The organism is Pseudomonas versuta (assembly GCF_001294575.1).
In the GTDB taxonomy this organism is placed as follows: domain Bacteria; phylum Pseudomonadota; class Gammaproteobacteria; order Pseudomonadales; family Pseudomonadaceae; genus Aquipseudomonas; species Aquipseudomonas versuta.
In genome coordinates this window covers 4,383,240-4,401,034 of the sequence record NZ_CP012676.1, presented here as the reverse complement: position 1 = coordinate 4,401,034, position 17,795 = coordinate 4,383,240, and the positions used below count along the sequence as shown (strand labels likewise).

Here is a 17,795-nt window from a genome sequence, read left to right as displayed (position 1 = left end):
GGGGCTTTGATGGCCGCGCCGCATTGGGCCGGCGCATCATTTTCTGATCAGCTCTTTCGGGCTGAGGTTCGATGAAATCACCGCGCCGAGTCCGATCAAGATCGACCTCTAAGGGCAGCCACAGGATGAGGGGGGCATGCAGAAACGACAAAGCCCGCACAGGGCGGGCTTTGTCGGATGCTTCGTAGGTATCAGGTGACAACTAGAAACATGATTTTGGTGCACCAGGCGGGATTCGAACCCACGACCACTGCCTTCGGAGGGCAGTACTCTATCCAGCTGAGCTACTGGTGCAATGCGGGCGCCATAATACTCATCTGTGTGTCGTACGTCCATGCTGCTGATTCGTGAGGTGTTTCCTGACGCGTTATGAGCTATTAATGGGGGCCGGGTGAAAAACGGGTGAAAGATGGCCGCTTGTTCTTTTTTTCGAACAGCCTATTGTCCTTTACCCCTATTGACCCTAGGATTCGTTTGAGATTTCAAACGCTCTTGTCTGAGTGCTGAACCGCACGGCAACATTTTTGTGCGTCATTTAGATACTTTGGCAGTGAATGACTTCCTGACGGCAGCCTTCCATGGCGCCTTTCTACTATCAATAATTCGCTCCGCGCCTGCGCGGTGCTGTTAAGGAAAGCCAACATGCAGCTCAAAGACGCACAGTTGTTCCGCCAACAAGCCTACATCGATGGTGCTTGGGTGGATGCGGACGGTGGTCAGACGATCAAGGTCAACAACCCTGCTACCGGTGAAATCATCGGCACTGTGCCAAAAATGGGCGCAGCCGAAACCCGTCGTGCAATTGAAGCAGCCGACAAGGCCTTGCCGGCCTGGCGTGCACTGACCGCCAAAGAGCGTGCAACCAAACTGCGTCGCTGGTTTGAGCTGTTGATTGAAAACCAGGACGACCTCGGTCGCCTGATGACCCTGGAGCAAGGCAAGCCACTGGCCGAAGCCAAGGGCGAAATTGTCTACGCCGCCTCGTTCATCGAGTGGTTCGCTGAAGAAGCCAAGCGTATTTATGGCGACGTGATCCCGGGTCACCAGCCGGACAAGCGCCTGATCGTGATCAAGCAACCTATCGGTGTGACCGCTGCAATCACGCCCTGGAACTTTCCGGCGGCCATGATCACCCGTAAAGCAGGCCCGGCTTTGGCCGCTGGCTGCACGATGGTCATCAAGCCTGCTTCGCAAACTCCGTTCTCGGCCCTGGCTCTGGTTGAGCTGGCGCACCGTGCCGGCATCCCCAAGGGCGTGCTGAGCGTAGTCACCGGCAGCGCCGGCGACATCGGCGGCGAACTGACCAGCAACCCGATCGTGCGCAAGTTGTCCTTCACCGGTTCGACCGAAATCGGTCGTCAACTGATGGCTGAATGCGCCAAGGACATCAAAAAAGTTTCGCTGGAACTGGGCGGCAACGCGCCGTTTATCGTGTTCGACGACGCGGACCTGGATAAGGCCGTCGAAGGCGCGATCATTTCCAAGTACCGCAACAACGGCCAGACCTGCGTCTGTGCCAACCGTCTGTACATTCAGGACTCGGTGTACGACGCGTTCGCTGAAAAACTGAAAGTGGCTGTGGCCAAGCTGAAGATCGGTAACGGTCTGGACGAAGGCACCACCACTGGCCCGCTGATCGATGACAAGGCTGTAGCCAAGGTCAAAGAGCACATTGCCGATGCCCTGAGCAAAGGCGCGACCCTGTTGAGCGGCGGTAACAGCCTGGAAGGCAGCTTCTTCGAGCCGACCATTCTGATCAACGTGCCGAAAAACGCAGCCGTGGCCAAGGAAGAAACCTTCGGTCCGCTGGCGCCTCTGTTCCGCTTCAAAGATGAAGCTGAAGTGATCGCGATGGCCAACGACACCGAGTTCGGTCTGGCGTCGTACTTCTATGCCCGTGACCTGAGCCGTGTATTCCGTGTGGCTGAAGCCCTGGAATACGGCATGGTTGGCGTCAACACGGGCCTGATTTCCAACGAGGTCGCACCGTTTGGCGGCATCAAGGCCTCGGGCCTGGGCCGTGAAGGCTCCAAGTACGGCATCGAAGACTACCTGGAAATCAAATATCTCTGCCTGGGCATCTAACCCGGCGGGTGGTTCAGCAGGAGGGGCACGAGAGCGCTGCCCCCTCTGTGTTTCAAATCGTTAATTTCTGTGGCCGGGAACGCCATGCCAGTCGATCATCGCATGCTGGCATTGTTGTCTCCCAGGCGCGTCAGCTTTGAACCACGCCGTTTGATTCGCGGCGAATGAGGACACCATGAGCAACAAGACCAACGCATCCCTGATGAAACGCCGTGAAGCCGCTGTCCCGCGCGGCGTTGGCCAGATTCACCCGATCTTCGCCGAATCGGCGAAGAACGCCACTGTTACCGACGTAGAGGGTCGTGAGTTCATCGACTTCGCGGGCGGTATCGCAGTACTGAATACCGGTCACCTGCACCCGAAAATCATTGCCGCCGTGCAAGAGCAACTGACCAAGCTGACCCACACTTGCTTCCAGGTACTGGCTTACGAGCCGTACGTAGAGCTGTGCGAAAAAATCAACGCCAAGGTACCGGGTAATTTCGACAAGAAAACCCTGCTGGTCACCACCGGTTCCGAAGCGGTCGAGAACGCCGTGAAAATCGCCCGTGCTGCCACTGGCCGTGCCGGCGTGATTGCGTTCACGGGTGCTTACCACGGTCGTACCATGATGACCCTGGGCCTCACCGGCAAAGTCGTCCCTTACTCGGCCGGCATGGGCCTGATGCCAGGCGGTATTTTCCGCGCCCTGTACCCGTGTGAACTGCACGGCATCAGCGTTGACGATTCCATCGCCAGCATTGAGCGCATCTTCAAAAATGACGCAGAGCCCAAAGACATCGCTGCAATCATCATCGAGCCGGTCCAGGGCGAAGGTGGTTTCTACGTCGCTCCCAAAGCGTTTATGGCCCGTCTGCGCGAACTGTGCGACAAGCACGGCATCCTGCTGATCGCGGACGAAGTGCAAACCGGCGCTGGCCGTACCGGCACTTTCTTCGCCATGGAACAAATGGGTGTGACTGCCGACCTGACCACGTTCGCCAAATCCATCGCTGGCGGCTTCCCGCTGGCCGGTGTGTGCGGCAAGACCGAATACATGGACGCTATCGCCCCAGGCGGCCTGGGCGGTACCTACGCCGGTAGCCCGATTGCTTGCGCAGCTGCCCTGGCAGTGCTTGAAGTGTTTGAAGAAGAGCACTTGCTGGATCGCTGCAAGGCAGTCGGCGAGCGTCTGGTCACTGGCCTCAAGGCTATTCAGGCCAAGTACCCGGTTATCGGTGATGTACGTGCCTTGGGCGCAATGATCGCAGTCGAGCTGTTTGAAGGCGGTGATACGCACAAGCCGAACGCAGCAGCCGTGGCTCAAATAGTGGCCAAGGCGCGTGACAAGGGTCTGATCCTGCTGTCGTGCGGCCCTTACGGCAACGTGCTGCGCGTGCTGGTGCCGCTGACCTCGCCAGACGAGCAACTGGACAAAGGCCTGGCCATTATCGAAGAGTGCTTCGCTGAACTGGCTTGAGTCCTGACTCGCAAGTTGTGACTCGATAGACAAAAAAACCGCTTCGGCGGTTTTTTTTGGGTTTGAGTTATTCATTCGAGTGCTTTTTTCTGTATCCACCGGCTGCCTTTGACTAAGGTGCAGGCCTTACGCCGATCAACATCGGGTGAGCCCTGCGCAGACCCTGTCACAGGCTTTGCAGCGATTAGGTCCGGGCCAAAGCATGAATCTGGTGCTTGGGCTGGCACTCAAACACGGCGCGCAGTTGAGCGATACTTGTCTGTGGGACTACGCCGAGAAGCATTGGACCGTGTCGCTGCGTGCTGCTGATTATGGTCAATCGCTGGCGTTGCTGCTCAGTCTTGATCAGCAACGCTGCTATTGCGCCGGGCTGCTGCACCGCCTGGGGGATCTGGCGCTATTGCGCTGCTTGCAGGAGTGGCAGCAGACCGGTGGCGAGCTCGACCCCCGGGTTATTGACGAGTCCCCGGCAGAGTTCGGAGCCGCCTATGGCTCAGCCTTGCGCACACGCTGGCGCTTGCCGCTGGAGCTGCGCGAGTTGATTGCGGCGATCTAACACCTGGGCGGTGGGGTGTATTCCCGTGAGGCGCTGGTAATGAACCTTGCGGGACAGATGGTGAATATGCCGGGTGCAGAGCAGATCATCGAGTTGGCCAGCTGCAAAACGGCATGGTTGCTGAGAGTTGGCACGTCAGAGTTGGCGCGGGTGATTCAGGCGCCATAGAAAACAGCATCTGAGTGATCGAACTACATGTGGGAGCTGGCTTGCCAGCGATGCAGATACCGCGATATTTCAATCAGTATCTGGTAACTCAATCGCTGGCAAGCCAGCTCTCACAAGGTTATTGCCCAGTATCGCGATCCACAGGCATTGCAGTCTCCCACACCGGTCATGTGGGAGCCGTGTTGCCTTTATACCGTTGCAGGACGCAGCGAGTAGGTTTTCAGCTGATGGGCAAACTCGCGCAGCGACTGAATGCCGCTGGCTTCTGCCTCATGCACCCATTCCTTGATCGCCGCCAGCATGTCATGACCATTGGTACTGGTTTTGAGCCAGATCTGTTGCAGGGCCAGACGCTTCTCGTAGATCACTTTCAGCGAGTGGCTATGCTCGAGCATGGTTTCGATACGCTGGTGATGGCGCTCTTCCAACAGGCTGGTTTCACGCGACAGCAGGCGCTTGGCGCGGCGGAACTGGTGACGAACCGAATGATCGACCTTGGCCAGCTCTTGTTGCACCAGCGGCGCGATCACCAGCTTGCGGTATTGAGCCATGATCTGGAAGCGGTTGTTGAGGATCGCCATCGCGGTGTCCATATCCAGACTGCCCTTGCCTTCAACCCGGTGGGCGATCGGGGCAACACGCTGAACCTTGGCCAGACGCAAAAAGCTGAAGACTTTGATCCAAGCCCAGCCCAGGTCGAATTCCCACTTCTTGACCGACATCTTGGCCGAGTTAGGGTAGGTGTGGTGGTTGTTGTGCAGCTCTTCGCCGCCAATGATGATGCCCCATGGCACCAGATTGGTCGCCGCATCGCGGCATTCAAAGTTGCGATAGCCCACGGCATGGCCCAGGCCGTTGACCACGCCCGCAGCCCATACCGGGATCCACATCATCTGAATGGCCCAGATCGTCAGGCCGATGGCGCCGAACAGCATCAGGTCGATGACCAGCATCAAACTGACACCCAGCATTTTGTAGCGCGAGTACAGATTGCGTTCAATCCAGTCTTCAGGGCAGTTCTTGCCATAAATACGCAGCGTTTCCGGATTCTGCGCTTCCTCGCGATATAGCTCTGCACCTTTTCGCAAAACGGTCGATAACCCTTTGATGACCGGGCTGTGCGGGTCATCAACGGTTTCGCATTTGGCATGGTGTTTACGGTGGATGGCTGTCCACTCGCGGGTGTTTTGAGCCGTGGTCAGCCACAGCCAGAAACGGAAGAAGTGTTTCAGGCCACCGTTAAGCTCCAGGGAGCGGTGCGCTGAATAGCGGTGTAGATAGACCGTGACGCCGATAATGGTCACGTGGGTCATCAACAGGGTGACTGCAACCAGTTGCCAGGCCGACAAGTCGAGAAAACCGTTGTACCACATAGGCTGTTTGGCCCTCGGGAAGGTAAAAAAAACTGCAACACGCATTATCCCCATGCAGCCAGATAAAACCAGTCACCCTTTCAGATAAGAGTGCCCGGATGTTTCTTACACTATGATTCCTCTTTTTTTGTAGGTGCTTTAACTTTCTTATGTCGGTTTCTTATCGCGATGCCTTGCGGGCGGCCTTGTCATACGGGCTGTTATCGGTTTTCTGGCTGCAAATAACTGATCATTTATTGAACAGTTATTTCGATAATTCGGCTCAGTTAGCCCATTGGCAGCTCATAAATGGCTACGTTTGGGCGTTTATAACCACGATCCTGATTTTTCTTGTCCTTGGCCGCCTGTCCGGTTTTCTCGGCCAGGGCGTGAACTCGAAGCGCCAGCGTCAGGATCAGGAGCGTTTGCGCCAGGCGGCAGTGGTGTTTGACTGTACCCGTGAGGGAGTGCTGGTAAGCGACCGCAATGGCGTGATTGTGCATGTCAATCGCGCCCTGGTTGAAATCACCGGTTACCCGGCGCAAGAGGTGCTGGGGCGACGGCCCAATATGTTCAAGTCGGGCCGCCATGGTCCGCAGTTCTATGCCGCGGTGTTCAAGTCATTGCAGGAAAACGGTGATTGGCACGGCGAGATCTGGAACCGGCGCAAAAGCGGCGAGATCTACCCGCAGTGGCAAACCGTGCGTGCGATCACCGATGCCGAGGGGCAGGTCACTCACTACGTCGCGGTCTTTAGCGATATTTCGGCGATTAAAAAGTCCCAGACCGAGCTGACTCGGCTGGCGCATCACGATCCGCTGACCGACCTGCCCAACCGGTTGTTATTCACCGATCGTACCGAGCAGACACTGGCGGCGGCGCAACGCCTAAAGTCTGGCTGCGCGCTGCTGATGATCGATCTGGATCATTTCAAAATCATCAATGACAGCCTCGGCCATAACGTGGGTGACCTGTTGCTCAAGGCCGTCGCGGATCGTTTGCAGAGCGTGTTTGGCAAAGGCTTTACTGTGGCCCGGCTGGGCGGTGATGAATTTGCGGTGCTGGTCGAAAGTTGCCCGCAAGTGACGCAGGCTGCTGCCCTGGCGCAACAGGTGCTAGAGGTTATGAAAGGCGCTTTTGAAATCGACAGGCATCAGTTATTTATAAGCGCCAGTGTCGGCATCAGTGTGTTCCCCAACGATGCATTGAACGCCGAGCAACTGCTGCGCAATGCAGACTCGGCCTTGTTCAAGGCCAAAAAGGCGGGGCGCGAAGGCTATGCCTTATACACCGAAGAGCTGACCGCCCTCGCGCAGTACCGGATAGAGGTGGCCAGCGATCTGCGCCGGGCTCTGGAGCAGCAGGAGCTGCGGGTGTACTACCAGCCGGTCCACGATCTGCAGACCAGTCATCTGATCGGAGTCGAAGCGCTGGTGCGCTGGCAGCATCCACAACGTGGACTGGTGTCGCCGGGGGAGTTCATTCCAATTGCCGAACGTACCGGGCTGATTGCCGAAATCGACGCCTGGGTCCTGGAACAAGCCTGTTGGCAAATGTGTCAGTGGCAATCTGCCGGAGTGGCGCTGTCGTTTGTGGCGGTGAATATTTCCAGCCGTTTGTTTGCTCGCCCCGAGCTGTACACCCTGGTTTCCACGGTGCTGGCGGATACCGGACTGGATCCTGCGCTGCTGGAGCTGGAAGTCACTGAGAGTGCAGTGATGGAAGATTCACAGGGTGCGCTTGAGCAGATGAACCGGTTGCGCAAGCTGGGTTTGCGACTGGCCATCGACGACTTTGGAACGGGGTTCTCGTCCTTGCTGCGGCTCAAGCAATTGCCGGTGCAGAAACTCAAGATCGATCAGGGATTTGTCGCGGGGCTACCTTCCGACAATGATGACGTGGCCATTGTTCGGGCGGTCATCGCGTTGTCGCAAAGCATGGGCCTGCAGGTTCATGCCGAGGGTATCGAGCAAGTCGGGCAGGCGCGGTTCCTGCTCGACTTGAAGTGCGATCTTGGGCAGGGCTACTGGTTTGGTCGCCCGATGCCCGCCAATGAACTGGACTGGCAGCGAGCCCCCGCCATTCGCTCCTGAGCCGTGACTCAGTTCTTCTCGGGTGGCAAGGTCGGCAGTGCGCGCAGGGCTGCTTCGTACAACTCGGTGTTGAAGGCGCGATCTTCTTCGAGGATCGCGTCAATTTCTACGGCCAGCACATGGGCCATCAGCTGCAAAATTTCTTCGCGCTCGTAGCCCACCAACGTCAACTTGTTGAACGTCGCTTTGGCGGCAGGCGGGGTGTCGCTTTCGATCTGGTTTTCAATCGCCTGGATCAGCGTGGACTCGGCGAACTCTTCTTCATCGTTATCAATATCAACTGGCTCGCTCATGGGCAGGCTCCTCAAGTAAAGGCGGGCAGTCTAACTGTATTCACGCGGCTGATGCTGCTAGCCAGCTTAGTGGCGAAGCTCTATAACAACCGCTGCCAACCCCGATACGGCCTGGAGGCTTTGTAATGATCAAGCTTTATGGATTCGCAGTCAGCAACTACTACAACATGGTCAAGCTGGCGCTGCTGGAAAAGGGCGTCCCATTCGAGGAGGTCCCGTTTTTTGCCGGACAAACCCCCGAGGCGCTTGCGATCAGCCCGCGCGGCAAGATTCCGGTGCTGGGCGTCGATCAGGGTTTCATCAACGAAACCAGCGTAATTCTCGAATATCTGGAGCAGACTCAGCCGGGGAAAAAACTGCTGCCTACTGACCCGTTTGAACGCGCCCAGGCCTTGGCGCTGGCCAAGGAAATCGAGTTGTATATCGAGTTGCCGGCACGTGCCTGCTATGGCGAGGCCTTTTTCGGCATGTCAGTGCCCGAGGCGATCAAGGACAAAACCCGGGTCGAGCTGGTAGAGGGTGTTGCTGCACTCGGTCGACATGGCAAATTCGCACCTTATCTGGCCGGGTATACCCTGAGCCTTGCGGACATTTACTTTCTGTACAGCATCAACCAGGCCTGTGCGGTAGGCCACAAACTCTACGGTCTGGATTTATTGGCAGAACAGCCGGCGGCCCGGGCGCTGCTGGAGCGCCTGGAGAAAAATCCCCACGTGCAGCAGATTGCGGCCGATAAGGACGCAGCCATGCCGCAGTTTCTGGCGTGGATCAGCAGTAAGAAATAACCCTGGTGGCGTTTACAGCGCAATAAAAACGGGCGCTCAGATGGCGCCCGTTTTTCATTACCCGCGAAACCATTTAGCCACTGTCTGCAGCAGCGCTTACGGTGTTAGCGACTGGCCAGCAACGCCTTGCCACGAACAACCGCGGCCTTGACCTGTGCAGGGGCAGTGCCGCCGATATGGTCGCGCGCATTGACCGACCCTTCGAGGGTCAGTACAGCAAAGACGTCGTCTTCGATCTGATCGCTGAACTGGCGCAGTTCTTCGAGGCTCATTTCAGCCAGGTCCTTGCCGGTTTCAACGCCATACTTCACGGCGTGGCCGACAATTTCGTGGCAATCACGGAACGGCAGGCCGCGGCGAACCAGGTAGTCGGCCAGGTCGGTGGCGGTGGAGAAACCGCGCAACGCCGCTTCACGCATGATCGCGTGCTTGGGCTTGATCGCAGGGATCATGTCTGCAAATGCACGCAACGAGTCGCGCAAGGTGTCAGCGGCGTCGAACAGCGGTTCCTTGTCTTCCTGGTTGTCCTTGTTGTAGGCCAGTGGCTGGCCTTTCATCAGGGTCAACAGGCCCATCAGTGCGCCGAAAACGCGGCCGCTTTTGCCACGAACCAGCTCTGGCACGTCCGGGTTTTTCTTTTGCGGCATGATCGAGCTGCCGGTGCAGAAACGGTCTGGCAGATCGATGAACTGGAACTGGGCGCTGGTCCATAGCACCAGCTCTTCGGAAAACCGCGACAAGTGCATCATCGCAATGCTGGCCGCCGCGCAGAATTCGATGGCGAAATCGCGATCGGATACGTTGTCCAGCGAGTTGCCGCCTACGGCATCAAAACCGAGCAACTGAGCAGTGAGCTCGCGGTCGATCGGGTAGGTGGTGCCGGCCAGTGCCGCGCTGCCCAGAGGCATGCGGTTAGTGCGCTTGCGGCAGTCGACCAGACGCTCGTAGTCGCGGCTCAGCATCTCGAACCATGCCAGCATGTGGTGACCGAATGTCACTGGCTGGGCGGTTTGCAGGTGCGTGAAGCCGGGCATGATGGTTTCGGCTTCGCGCTCGGCTTGCTCCAGCAGACCTTTTTGCAGGCGAGTGATTTCAGCCAGGATTACGTCAATCTCGTCGCGCAGCCACAAGCGTATGTCGGTGGCTACCTGATCGTTACGGCTACGCCCGGTGTGCAGTTTTTTGCCGGTTACGCCGATGCGGTCGGTCAGGCGCGCCTCGATGTTCATGTGCACGTCTTCCAGGTCGATGCGCCAGTCAAAGGTGCCGGCTTCGATTTCGCTCTGGATGGTTTTCAGGCCTTCGATGATGCTGTCACGCTCGGCATCAGTCAGTACGCCGACCTTGGCCAGCATTGTGGCGTGGGCCACGGAGCCCATGATGTCGTGACGATAAAGGCGCTGGTCGAAAGTGACGGAGGCAGTGAAGCGCGCAACGAAGGCGTCGACGGGTTCACTGAAGCGGCCGCCCCAGGACTGATTGGTCTTGTCGGTGCTCATGGATTCGCTCGTAATCGGCTGAGGGGAGTTACACAGAAAGTTACAGTGGATGATAACAGGGTTGCCAATCATGGCGTTGACCCAGGTCGGCAGCTTTGAGGGGGAAGTCATGTATAAACAAATACCCGAACGAAATGTATTGTTTGAGCCCTTTCGTCTTGGCAACCGTCTACAGTTGCTCGTATGGATTAGTCATTGCATGTCTTTGTAGATTGCCAGACGTATCCGGTATTAAATCGAGCAATAGATGCAGGTGATTTTTTGCTGCGAGGTTTGCGGCACTTTTTGGCCTTTTCGCTAGTCTTAGCGTGGATCGCCGTGACAGCCGTCACATCACCTGTCTACGCTATCCTTGTGCGAGACTCACGCAGGAATACAGCGCTATATGAATGTCCTGATCGTTGATGACGAACCCTTGGCCCGCGAGCACTTAAGCGATGTGCTGCGTAAGCTTGGCGGTTACACGTTACTGGAGCCTGGCGCCTCTCATGGTGAAGAGGCATTGAGCCTGATCGAAAACCTAAAGCCGGATGTCGTTTTGCTCGATATTCGCTTGCCAGGTCTCGACGGGCTGCAGGTTGCAGCCAAATTATGCGAGCGCGAACTACCGCCCTCGGTGGTGTTTTGCGTGGCACCAGACGAATTTTCACTGCAGGCCCTGCAAGAGAGCGGCGTCAGCTACGTAATCAAGCCGGCAACCGCCGAGGCTCTGGGCGCGGCCCTGAAAGACGCGCACCGGCCTAACCGCGTTCAACTGGCTGCACTCACCCGGCCTGCCGCGCAAACCGGCAGCGGCCCGCGCAGTCACATCAGTGCCAGAACCCGAAAAGGCATTGAGCTGATCCCCATCGACCAGGTGATTTACTTTATTGCTGACCACAAGTACGTGACATTGCGTCACGAAGGCGGCGAAGTCCTGCTCGATGAACCGCTCAAGGCTCTCGAAGACGAGTTTGGCGAACGCTTTGTACGCATTCACCGTAATGCACTGGTTGCGCGTGACCGGATCGAACGCTTGCAGCGGACGCCGCTGGGACACTTCCAGCTGTTTCTAAGGGGGCTGAACGGCGATGCACTGATAGTCAGCCGCCGTCATGTTGCCGGCGTGCGCAAAATGATGCAGCAACTCTAACCCGCGCTAACAGGCGCGGGGACGGCTTTTGGGCCAGGGAGGCCACGTACTTTCTGATACAAGTCAAAGCTGTTTTGGCTGAGCTGTTATTATCAGCCGTATCTTTTCAGTACGGATTGATCCATGTCCTCTCGCGAAATCCGCATCGCTACCCGTAAAAGCGCCCTGGCTCTGTGGCAGGCCGAATACGTCAAAGCCCGTTTAGAACAGGCTCACCCGGCTCTTGTGGTGACGCTGGTGCCCATGGTCAGTCGTGGCGACAAGCTGCTGGACTCGCCGCTGTCGAAAATCGGCGGCAAAGGTCTGTTCGTCAAAGAGCTTGAAACGGCTCTGCTCGAAAACGAAGCTGACATCGCCGTACATTCGATGAAAGACGTGCCCATGGACTTCCCTGAAGGTCTGGGCCTGTTTTGCATTTGCGAGCGCGAAGACCCGCGCGATGCCTTTGTCTCCAATACCTTTGCCAGTCTCGACGATTTGCCTCTAGGCAGCGTTGTCGGCACCTCGAGCCTGCGCCGCCAGGCCCAGCTTTTAACCCGTCGTCCGGATCTTCAAATCCGCTTCCTGCGCGGTAACGTCAACACCCGTCTGGCCAAGCTGGATGCCGGTGAGTACGACGCCATCATCCTTGCCGCCGCTGGCCTGATTCGCTTGGGCTTTGAGAATCGCATTACCTCGGCGATCAGCATCGAGCACAGTCTGCCTGCCGGAGGCCAGGGTGCAGTCGGTATTGAGTGCCGCAGCGCCGACAGCGAAATTCACGCCTTGCTGGCCCCCTTGCACCACGCGGATACCGCCGTGCGCGTCACCGCCGAGCGTGCACTGAACAAGCATTTGAACGGTGGCTGTCAGGTGCCGATTGCATGCTATGCCGTACTCGAGGGCGAGCAAGTCTGGCTGCGTGGACTGGTCGGTGACCCCAGTGGCGGTCTGCTCCTGAGTGCCGACGCCCGCGGGCTGCAAAGCGCCGCAACCGAGCTGGGGATTCAAGTGGCCGAGCAGCTTCTGGCCCAAGGCGCCGGGGATATCCTCAAAGCCGTCTATGGTGAGGCAGGTCACGAGTGACAGGCTGGCGCTTGTTGCTCACCCGGCCCGCCGAAGAGTCGGCAGCGCTGGCGAGCGAGCTGGCTGCTGCCGGCATTTTCAGCAGCAGCTTGCCCCTGTTGGAGATCCAGCCCCTTGGGCTGACAGATGAACAACGGGAGCTGATTATCCACCTTGACCGCTATTGCGCGGTGATTGTGGTCAGCAAGCCCGCGGCGCGCCTGGGGCTGGAGCTGGTCAAGCAGTACTGGCCGCACGCACCCGCTCAAAAGTGGTTCAGTGTCGGCGCTGCCACCGCGCAGATTCTCACCGACTATGGCCTTGATGTTAGCTACCCTCAATGCGGTGATGACAGCGAAGCCCTGTTGGCGCTGCCGGTGTTCACCCGGGCAATTGAATGCGCTGAGCCCCGGGTCCTGATCATGCGGGGCGTAGGTGGTAGAGAGATGCTGGCTGACCGCCTGCGTGGCCTGGGAGCCGAGGTCGACTACCTTGAACTCTATCGTCGAGCGTTACCGTCATACCCGGCGCAGGAACTGCCCGAGCGGGTCAGAGTGGAACGCCTGAACGGTCTGGTGGTCAGCAGTGGGCAGGGTTTTGAACATTTACGTCACTTGTCAGGTCTTGCCTGGCCCCGGTTGGCACGTTTACCGTTGTTTGTTCCAAGCCCTCGGGTTGCCGAGATCGCGCGCAGCGCAGGGGCTAAAAACGTTGTGGATTGTCGTGGTGCAAGTGCCACGGCTTTGCTGGCGGCGCTACGGGAGCATCCCGTACCTGCTTTCTAATGCAAAGGATGGATACGTGAGCGAAACAGTCGTGCCAAAAGAACACGTGCAACCGGCGCCGCAAGCGCCGGTTCAAAAGCCGGTTACGACGCCAGATCGTCGGGGCAATGGTCTGGCCGTGGTTGCACTGCTGCTGGGTGCTGCCGGTGTTGCCGTCGGCGGTTGGGGTGTCTGGCAGGTGCGTCACCTGCAAACCAACACCGAACAACAACTGGGTGAAGTCCAGGCCTTGGCTGCGCAAACACTGTCGATCAAGCAGACCGAGCAGGTGTTGCTGACGCGCCTTAACCAGTTGCCATCTGCCAGCGAGCTGGATAACCAGCGCCAACTGGTGGTGCAGTTGCAAGGTGATCAGCAGCGTATGAATCAGCGCCTTGAGACGGTTCTGGGTGCAAGCCGCAAGGACTGGCGTCTGGCCGAGGCCGAACACTTGCTGCGCCTGGCCAGCCTGCGTTTGTCGGCATTGCAGGACATCAGCAGTGCCCAAGCGCTGGTGCAGGGCGCCGATGATATTTTTCGCGAGCAGAATGACCCCGGCTCTTTCGCCGCACGTGAACAACTGGCCAAAAGCCTGACCGCATTGCGCAGCGTAGAGCAGCCTGACCGTACCGGCTTGTTCCTGCAGCTGGGGGCCTTGCGTGACCAAGTAGCACACCTCAACGCATTGGCCCCGCAATACAAGGATGCAGGCGATTCACTGCTGGGTCTTACGGCCGATGGCGATGGCGCGAGCCGTTGGGCGCAATGGTGGGACGAAATCTCGCACTACATTCGCATCGATTTCAACGCAGATAAAAATGTCCGGCCGCTGCTGGCGGGCCAGAGCCTGACCCAAGTGCGTCTGGCCTTGAGCCTGGCGCTGGAGCAGGCCCAATGGGCGGCCTTGAACGGCCAGGAGCCGGTTTACACCCAGGCTTTGGCGCAAGCCCAGGAAGTGCTCAAGGGCAATTTCAATCCGGATAATGCGCAAAGCCAAAAAATTCTCGAACAAGTGGTTGAGCTGAGCAAGCAACCGGTCACGGTGAAGACGCCGGACCTTGCTGGCACCTTGAGTGCGGTGCAGGCCTATCTTGAGCGTCGAAACGTGAATGCTGATGAGCCGGGCAAGGCGGCTGCCAACCCGGCTCAGGAGACCAGCCCATGAGACGCTTTTATGTGATTGTGTTTTTGTTGATTGCAGCTGCGGCCTGCATCGGCCTGGCAATCGCCGAAGACTCGGGCTACGTGTTGATCGCCTACAAAAGCTTCCGCTACGAATCCAGTTTGTGGGCCACTTTGGCGCTGCTGGTGGTGCTGTGGCTAGTGATCTGGGGTATCAAGCTGCTGGTCGAGCTGGTGACAGCGTCTACCGGTCTGGTCAATCCCTGGTCGCGGCGTAACCGCAGCCGTCGCACCCAGATTGCTATCGAGCAAGGGCAAATTGACCTCGCTGAGGGGCGATGGGCCAGTGCGCAGAAGCACCTGGCGCGCGCGGCTGAAGCCGAGCGTCAGCCTTTGCTCTACTACCTCGGGGCGGCTCGGGCAGCCAACGAGTTGGGGCATTACGAAGAGAGCGACAACTTGCTGGAACGGGCCCTGGAGCGTCAGCCTCAGGCCGAGCTGGCCATTGCACTGAGTCATGCCCAGTTGCAGATGGACCGCGCCGACACTGAAGGTGCACTGACCACTTTGCAGGCCATGCACGAGCGCCATCCACACAATGCCCAGGTGTTGCGCCAGTTACAGCGTTTGCATCAGCAGCGTGGCGACTGGACGGCACTGATCCGCTTGCTGCCAGAGTTACGCAAAGACAAGGTGCTGCCGGCTAACGAGCTGGCGGAACTTGAGCGTCGCGCCTGGGGCAAGAATCTGAGCTTTGCTGCTCGGCGCGAGACCGAGGGTGAAGCAGGGCTGCAATCGCTTCAGCGTGCCTGGCAGCAACTGACGTCTGCTCAGCGTCAGGAGCCGGCACTGGTGTTGGCATATGCTGAGCAATTGCGCCAGCTGGGTGCCCAGACCGAGGCTGAAGAAGTCTTGCGTGGAGCGCTCAAGCGCAACTACGACAGCCATCTTGTACGTCTTTATGGCCTGCTGCGGGGCAGCGATCCGGTCAAGCAGTTGCAGACTGCAGAAGGCTGGCTCAAGGCCCACTCCGATGACCCCGGTTTATTGCTGACGTTAGGTCGCTTGTGCCTGCAAAACAGTCTGTGGGGCAAGGCACGGGACTACCTTGAGAGCAGCCTTAAAATTGAACGCAACCCTGAGGCGTGTGCCGAACTGGCACGACTGTTGGCGCAGCTGGGGGACACGACGCGTAGCAATCAGTTGTTTCAGGAGGGATTGAACCTGCTGGATGAGCGGTTGCTGGCCCTGCCTCTACCCGCTACGGCCATTAGCCTTTAATTGATGCAATCTGGCTTGGGCCGTGCGCAAGCCAGAAGTTGCAGTGCAAATGGCGCTACGTTTGTCCGGACTGTCAGATCTATTGGCAATTGTGCGCGTACTTTCGGACAGTTCCTAATGGGCGACCTTGAAAGGGCTGATGGCTTTCATCTACCGTAACCAGCTGTCTATTTTGTTACGGAAAAGCCATGTTCCTGGCATGCTCACGGTTCATTTTTCTTTTGGTGTTTCTTGCCGGCGCCCTGACCTTGGGCGCTTCGTTGTTTCTGGAATACGGGGTGGGGCTTGAACCTTGCCTGCTATGCCAGGTGCAGCGCTGCTTCTTGCTGGGATTATGCCTCGTTAACCTGATGGGCTATGTGCATGGCCCGCGTCGTGCAGGCATGCGGTGCTACTCCATTGCATCCATGCTGTTTGCCCTGGGAGGCGCTGCGAGCGCACTGAGGCAGGTGCTGATGCAACGTCTGGCTCCCGAACAGTTGATGTTCTGCCAGCCCGATCTGGCCCGTATCTGGCGCGACCTGTCCCTGAATGAAATCGTCTCGATGATCTATCGGGGAAACGATGTGTGCGCGCAGATTAGCTGGACTGTGTTTGACCTGAGCATTCCCGAGCTAAGCCTGCTGGCCTTTGTCGGCTTGAGTATTCCTGGCGGCTTTCAGGTCATTCGCTCGATTTACTCTCGCAAACCACGTGCGCCTGCGACCCGGGGTAGCAGTTAGTATTAAACGCTTGTATGAACTTTCTCTCGTGGGTACCTTGAAGCAGTTGCCGTGCGGGCATAATCTGGCCCGCACGCATTATTGGAATTATGCCGCCCAATACCGGTGCGCTTTGCACATTTGGGTTCAGACAGGCCTGGCTACAGTCAGGCGGCGTGGGCCCACAAGGGAAGAGAGACCGTCATGCTCGAGAGTTGCAAGAATGCTCAGGAACGTTTCAATGGCGTCCACAAGCTGATTGACCGCTGGCTACAAGAGCGCGAAGAACTTATCGAGGCGTATGACGCCGTCAAGCTTGAGCAAATGACTTCGAACCCCAAGCGCAAACTCCAGAAGGACTTTTGTGCAATTTTGGTGGACTACGTCTCTGCAGGGCATTTTGAGATTTATGCGGAGCTCGCCGAAGAAGCCAAAGCCTTTAACGACTTGCGGGCACTTGAATTCGCCCAAGACATCTACCCGCGCATCGATGTCAGTACTGAAGCCGCTTTGGCCTTCCATGAGCGCTGTGGCAAAGACCACGACCCGGCCTGTGAAATCCTCGCGGCAAAATTCAAAGAACTGGATGCTCTGCTTAGCGAGCGTTTCGAACTCGAAGACTGCCTGATTGAAGTCCTGCACAACGCGCACAAGCAGAACGAAGAAGTGCAAGCCATCGAGGCTTAGGCTGGGCAGTGTTAAAAAATGGTGCGCATTGCGCGCCGTTTTTCGTTAAAGGCCGGTCATTTCCTGATATCGATCAGCTCGATTTCAAACACCAGGGGTGTGTAGGGGGCGATCAAATCGCCTGCGCCCTCTGTGCCGTAAGCCTGACTTGAAGGTATTGCCAGTCGCCACTTCGCGCCGACCGGCATCTGGACCAGCGCACTGCGCCAACCTGCGATAACGCTGTCCAGGCGAAACCATTGAGGTTGGGTGCTTTGGTCGAAGACTGTCCCATCCGGCAGACGGCCCACATAGTTCACATACACCGAATCCTGCGCGCCGGGTTTGGCGCCCGTGCCGTGCTTGAGCTCTAGCAGGACGATGCCGTCAGCCAGCTCACGAGCCTGTGGTAGCTGTTTTTCCTTCAACAAAAAATCACGTTCGGCGCCGAGAGCCATTTCACTCTGCGGTTGGGCCTGGGAGCTTTGGGCCTGATGCAGGGTCAAGATCTGCTCGATACGCTCATCACTCAGGGCCAGCGGTTGACCTTGGTACGCTGTGCGCAAGCCCTCGATCAATGCCTGAAGTTGCAGCTCGGGGACTTCTTCACGCAGACGCTCGCCCAGGCTTGCGCCCATGCTGTAAGACAGGTCGTGGGCAGCGTCGGCGCTTGGCATCGTGGCCGCATGGGCCAAAGGTGAAAGGCACAATAAGGTTAAAAAAACGTAACGCGGCATGGGCACTCTCCGGTCTGAAGTGCCGGGATTATGCCAGCGCAGGAACGCACAAAAACGA

15 protein-coding genes, 1 tRNA gene and 2 pseudogenes are annotated in these 17,795 nt (G+C 57.8%); 13 read left to right on the top strand and 5 right to left on the bottom strand.

Annotated elements, in window-relative coordinates; genetic code table 11:
- Nucleotides 1–217: 217 nt before the first annotated feature.
- A tRNA-Arg gene (locus AOC04_RS19680) sits at nt 218–294 on the bottom strand.
- Nucleotides 295–642: 348 nt separating this feature from the next.
- Here AOC04_RS19680 and gabD point away from each other — a divergent pair.
- The 3 genes and pseudogenes from gabD to AOC04_RS19665 all read left to right on the top strand — a co-directional run.
- Complete coding sequence (gene gabD / locus AOC04_RS19675) at nt 643–2,085, top strand: NADP-dependent succinate-semialdehyde dehydrogenase (RefSeq protein WP_003438213.1); 1,443 nt, start codon at nt 643–645, stop codon at nt 2,083–2,085.
- Nucleotides 2,086–2,260: 175 nt separating this feature from the next.
- Nucleotides 2,261–3,544, top strand: a complete 1,284-nt coding sequence (gene gabT / locus AOC04_RS19670) for a 4-aminobutyrate--2-oxoglutarate transaminase (protein WP_060696260.1) — start codon at nt 2,261–2,263, stop codon at nt 3,542–3,544.
- 130 nt (nt 3,545–3,674) lie between these two features.
- Nucleotides 3,675–4,268, top strand: a pseudogene (locus AOC04_RS19665) (HDOD domain-containing protein); the annotation flags it as partial.
- Between the two features lie 188 nt (nt 4,269–4,456).
- Here the strand turns inward: AOC04_RS19665 and desA are convergent.
- Entirely contained in the window at nt 4,457–5,641 is a 1,185-nt protein-coding gene (desA, locus tag AOC04_RS19660; protein WP_060696999.1) for a delta-9 fatty acid desaturase DesA, read from the bottom strand.
- Nucleotides 5,642–5,790: 149 nt separating this feature from the next.
- Between desA and dibA the strand changes: the two genes are divergently transcribed.
- The gene (gene dibA / locus AOC04_RS19655; protein WP_060696259.1) at nt 5,791–7,713 is read left to right on the top strand and encodes a phosphodiesterase DibA; all 1,923 of its coding nucleotides are present in this window, start codon (nt 5,791–5,793) and stop codon (nt 7,711–7,713) included.
- Nucleotides 7,714–7,721: 8 nt separating this feature from the next.
- On the opposite strand, the gene AOC04_RS19650 is transcribed toward dibA, so the two are convergent.
- Nucleotides 7,722–8,006, bottom strand: coding sequence for a hypothetical protein (locus AOC04_RS19650; protein WP_060696258.1), 285 nt, complete (start codon nt 8,004–8,006; stop codon nt 7,722–7,724).
- Between the two features lie 125 nt (nt 8,007–8,131).
- Between AOC04_RS19650 and AOC04_RS19645 the strand changes: the two genes are divergently transcribed.
- Entirely contained in the window at nt 8,132–8,791 is a 660-nt protein-coding gene (locus tag AOC04_RS19645; RefSeq protein WP_060696257.1) for a glutathione S-transferase family protein, read from the top strand.
- A gap of 104 nt (nt 8,792–8,895) precedes the next feature.
- Here the strand turns inward: AOC04_RS19645 and argH are convergent, their stop codons facing one another.
- Nucleotides 8,896–10,290 (bottom strand): argininosuccinate lyase, encoded by a 1,395-nt coding sequence (argH, locus tag AOC04_RS19640; protein ID WP_060696256.1) that lies wholly within the window; start codon nt 10,288–10,290, stop codon nt 8,896–8,898.
- Between the two features lie 266 nt (nt 10,291–10,556).
- On the opposite strand from argH, the pseudogene AOC04_RS23860 reads away from it, so the two are divergent.
- The 8 genes and pseudogenes from AOC04_RS23860 to AOC04_RS19605 all read left to right on the top strand — a co-directional run.
- Nucleotides 10,557–10,679: pseudogene (locus AOC04_RS23860) on the top strand (sensor histidine kinase); the annotation flags it as partial.
- On the top strand, nt 10,676–11,422 hold the full coding sequence (locus AOC04_RS19635) for a LytR/AlgR family response regulator transcription factor (RefSeq protein ID WP_060696255.1): 747 nt from the start codon (nt 10,676–10,678) through the stop codon (nt 11,420–11,422). The pseudogene AOC04_RS23860 and the gene AOC04_RS19635, both read left to right, overlap by 4 nt.
- Nucleotides 11,423–11,545: 123 nt before the next feature.
- The gene (gene hemC / locus AOC04_RS19630; protein ID WP_060696254.1) at nt 11,546–12,487 is read left to right on the top strand and encodes a hydroxymethylbilane synthase; all 942 of its coding nucleotides are present in this window, start codon (nt 11,546–11,548) and stop codon (nt 12,485–12,487) included.
- A complete protein-coding gene (locus AOC04_RS19625; protein WP_060696253.1) occupies nt 12,484–13,251 on the top strand; it encodes a uroporphyrinogen-III synthase in 768 nt (255 codons plus the stop codon). The genes hemC and AOC04_RS19625 overlap by 4 nt, the downstream gene beginning before the upstream one ends.
- A 16-nt stretch (nt 13,252–13,267) precedes the next feature.
- Nucleotides 13,268–14,395 carry a uroporphyrinogen-III C-methyltransferase gene (locus AOC04_RS19620; RefSeq protein WP_060696252.1) on the top strand — a complete coding sequence of 376 codons (1,128 nt, stop codon included), beginning with the start codon at nt 13,268–13,270 and terminating at the stop codon, nt 14,393–14,395.
- Nucleotides 14,392–15,633, top strand: a complete 1,242-nt coding sequence (locus AOC04_RS19615) for a heme biosynthesis protein HemY (RefSeq protein ID WP_060696251.1) — start codon at nt 14,392–14,394, stop codon at nt 15,631–15,633. The genes AOC04_RS19620 and AOC04_RS19615 overlap by 4 nt, the downstream gene beginning before the upstream one ends.
- A 188-nt stretch (nt 15,634–15,821) precedes the next feature.
- Nucleotides 15,822–16,355 (top strand): disulfide bond formation protein B, encoded by a 534-nt coding sequence (locus tag AOC04_RS19610; protein WP_060696250.1) that lies wholly within the window; start codon nt 15,822–15,824, stop codon nt 16,353–16,355.
- 183 nt (nt 16,356–16,538) lie between these two features.
- Nucleotides 16,539–17,021 (top strand): Rsd/AlgQ family anti-sigma factor, encoded by a 483-nt coding sequence (locus AOC04_RS19605; protein WP_060696249.1) that lies wholly within the window; start codon nt 16,539–16,541, stop codon nt 17,019–17,021.
- 56 nt (nt 17,022–17,077) lie between these two features.
- Here AOC04_RS19605 and AOC04_RS19600 read toward each other — a convergent pair whose 3' ends face one another.
- Nucleotides 17,078–17,737, bottom strand: coding sequence for an FKBP-type peptidyl-prolyl cis-trans isomerase (locus AOC04_RS19600; RefSeq protein ID WP_060696248.1), 660 nt, complete (start codon nt 17,735–17,737; stop codon nt 17,078–17,080).
- Between the last annotated feature and the right edge of the window lie 58 nt (nt 17,738–17,795).

Excerpts from the sequence above, each read along its gene's own strand:
- gabD (WP_003438213.1), top strand. The coding sequence starts at position 643 with ATGCAGCTCAAAGACGCACAGTTGTTCCGCCAACAAGCCTACATCGAT.
- gabT (WP_060696260.1), top strand. The coding sequence starts at position 2,261 with ATGAGCAACAAGACCAACGCATCCCTGATGAAACGCCGTGAAGCCGCT.
- desA (WP_060696999.1), bottom strand. The coding sequence starts at position 5,641 with ATGTGGTACAACGGTTTTCTCGACTTGTCGGCCTGGCAACTGGTTGCA.
- dibA (WP_060696259.1), top strand. The coding sequence starts at position 5,791 with ATGTCGGTTTCTTATCGCGATGCCTTGCGGGCGGCCTTGTCATACGGG.
- AOC04_RS19650 (WP_060696258.1), bottom strand. The coding sequence starts at position 8,006 with ATGAGCGAGCCAGTTGATATTGATAACGATGAAGAAGAGTTCGCCGAG.
- AOC04_RS19645 (WP_060696257.1), top strand. The coding sequence starts at position 8,132 with ATGATCAAGCTTTATGGATTCGCAGTCAGCAACTACTACAACATGGTC.
- argH (WP_060696256.1), bottom strand. The coding sequence starts at position 10,290 with ATGAGCACCGACAAGACCAATCAGTCCTGGGGCGGCCGCTTCAGTGAA.
- AOC04_RS19635 (WP_060696255.1), top strand. The coding sequence starts at position 10,676 with ATGAATGTCCTGATCGTTGATGACGAACCCTTGGCCCGCGAGCACTTA.
- hemC (WP_060696254.1), top strand. The coding sequence starts at position 11,546 with ATGTCCTCTCGCGAAATCCGCATCGCTACCCGTAAAAGCGCCCTGGCT.
- AOC04_RS19615 (WP_060696251.1), top strand. The coding sequence starts at position 14,392 with ATGAGACGCTTTTATGTGATTGTGTTTTTGTTGATTGCAGCTGCGGCC.
- AOC04_RS19610 (WP_060696250.1), top strand. The coding sequence starts at position 15,822 with ATGTTCCTGGCATGCTCACGGTTCATTTTTCTTTTGGTGTTTCTTGCC.
- AOC04_RS19605 (WP_060696249.1), top strand. The coding sequence starts at position 16,539 with ATGCTCGAGAGTTGCAAGAATGCTCAGGAACGTTTCAATGGCGTCCAC.
- AOC04_RS19600 (WP_060696248.1), bottom strand. The coding sequence starts at position 17,737 with ATGCCGCGTTACGTTTTTTTAACCTTATTGTGCCTTTCACCTTTGGCC.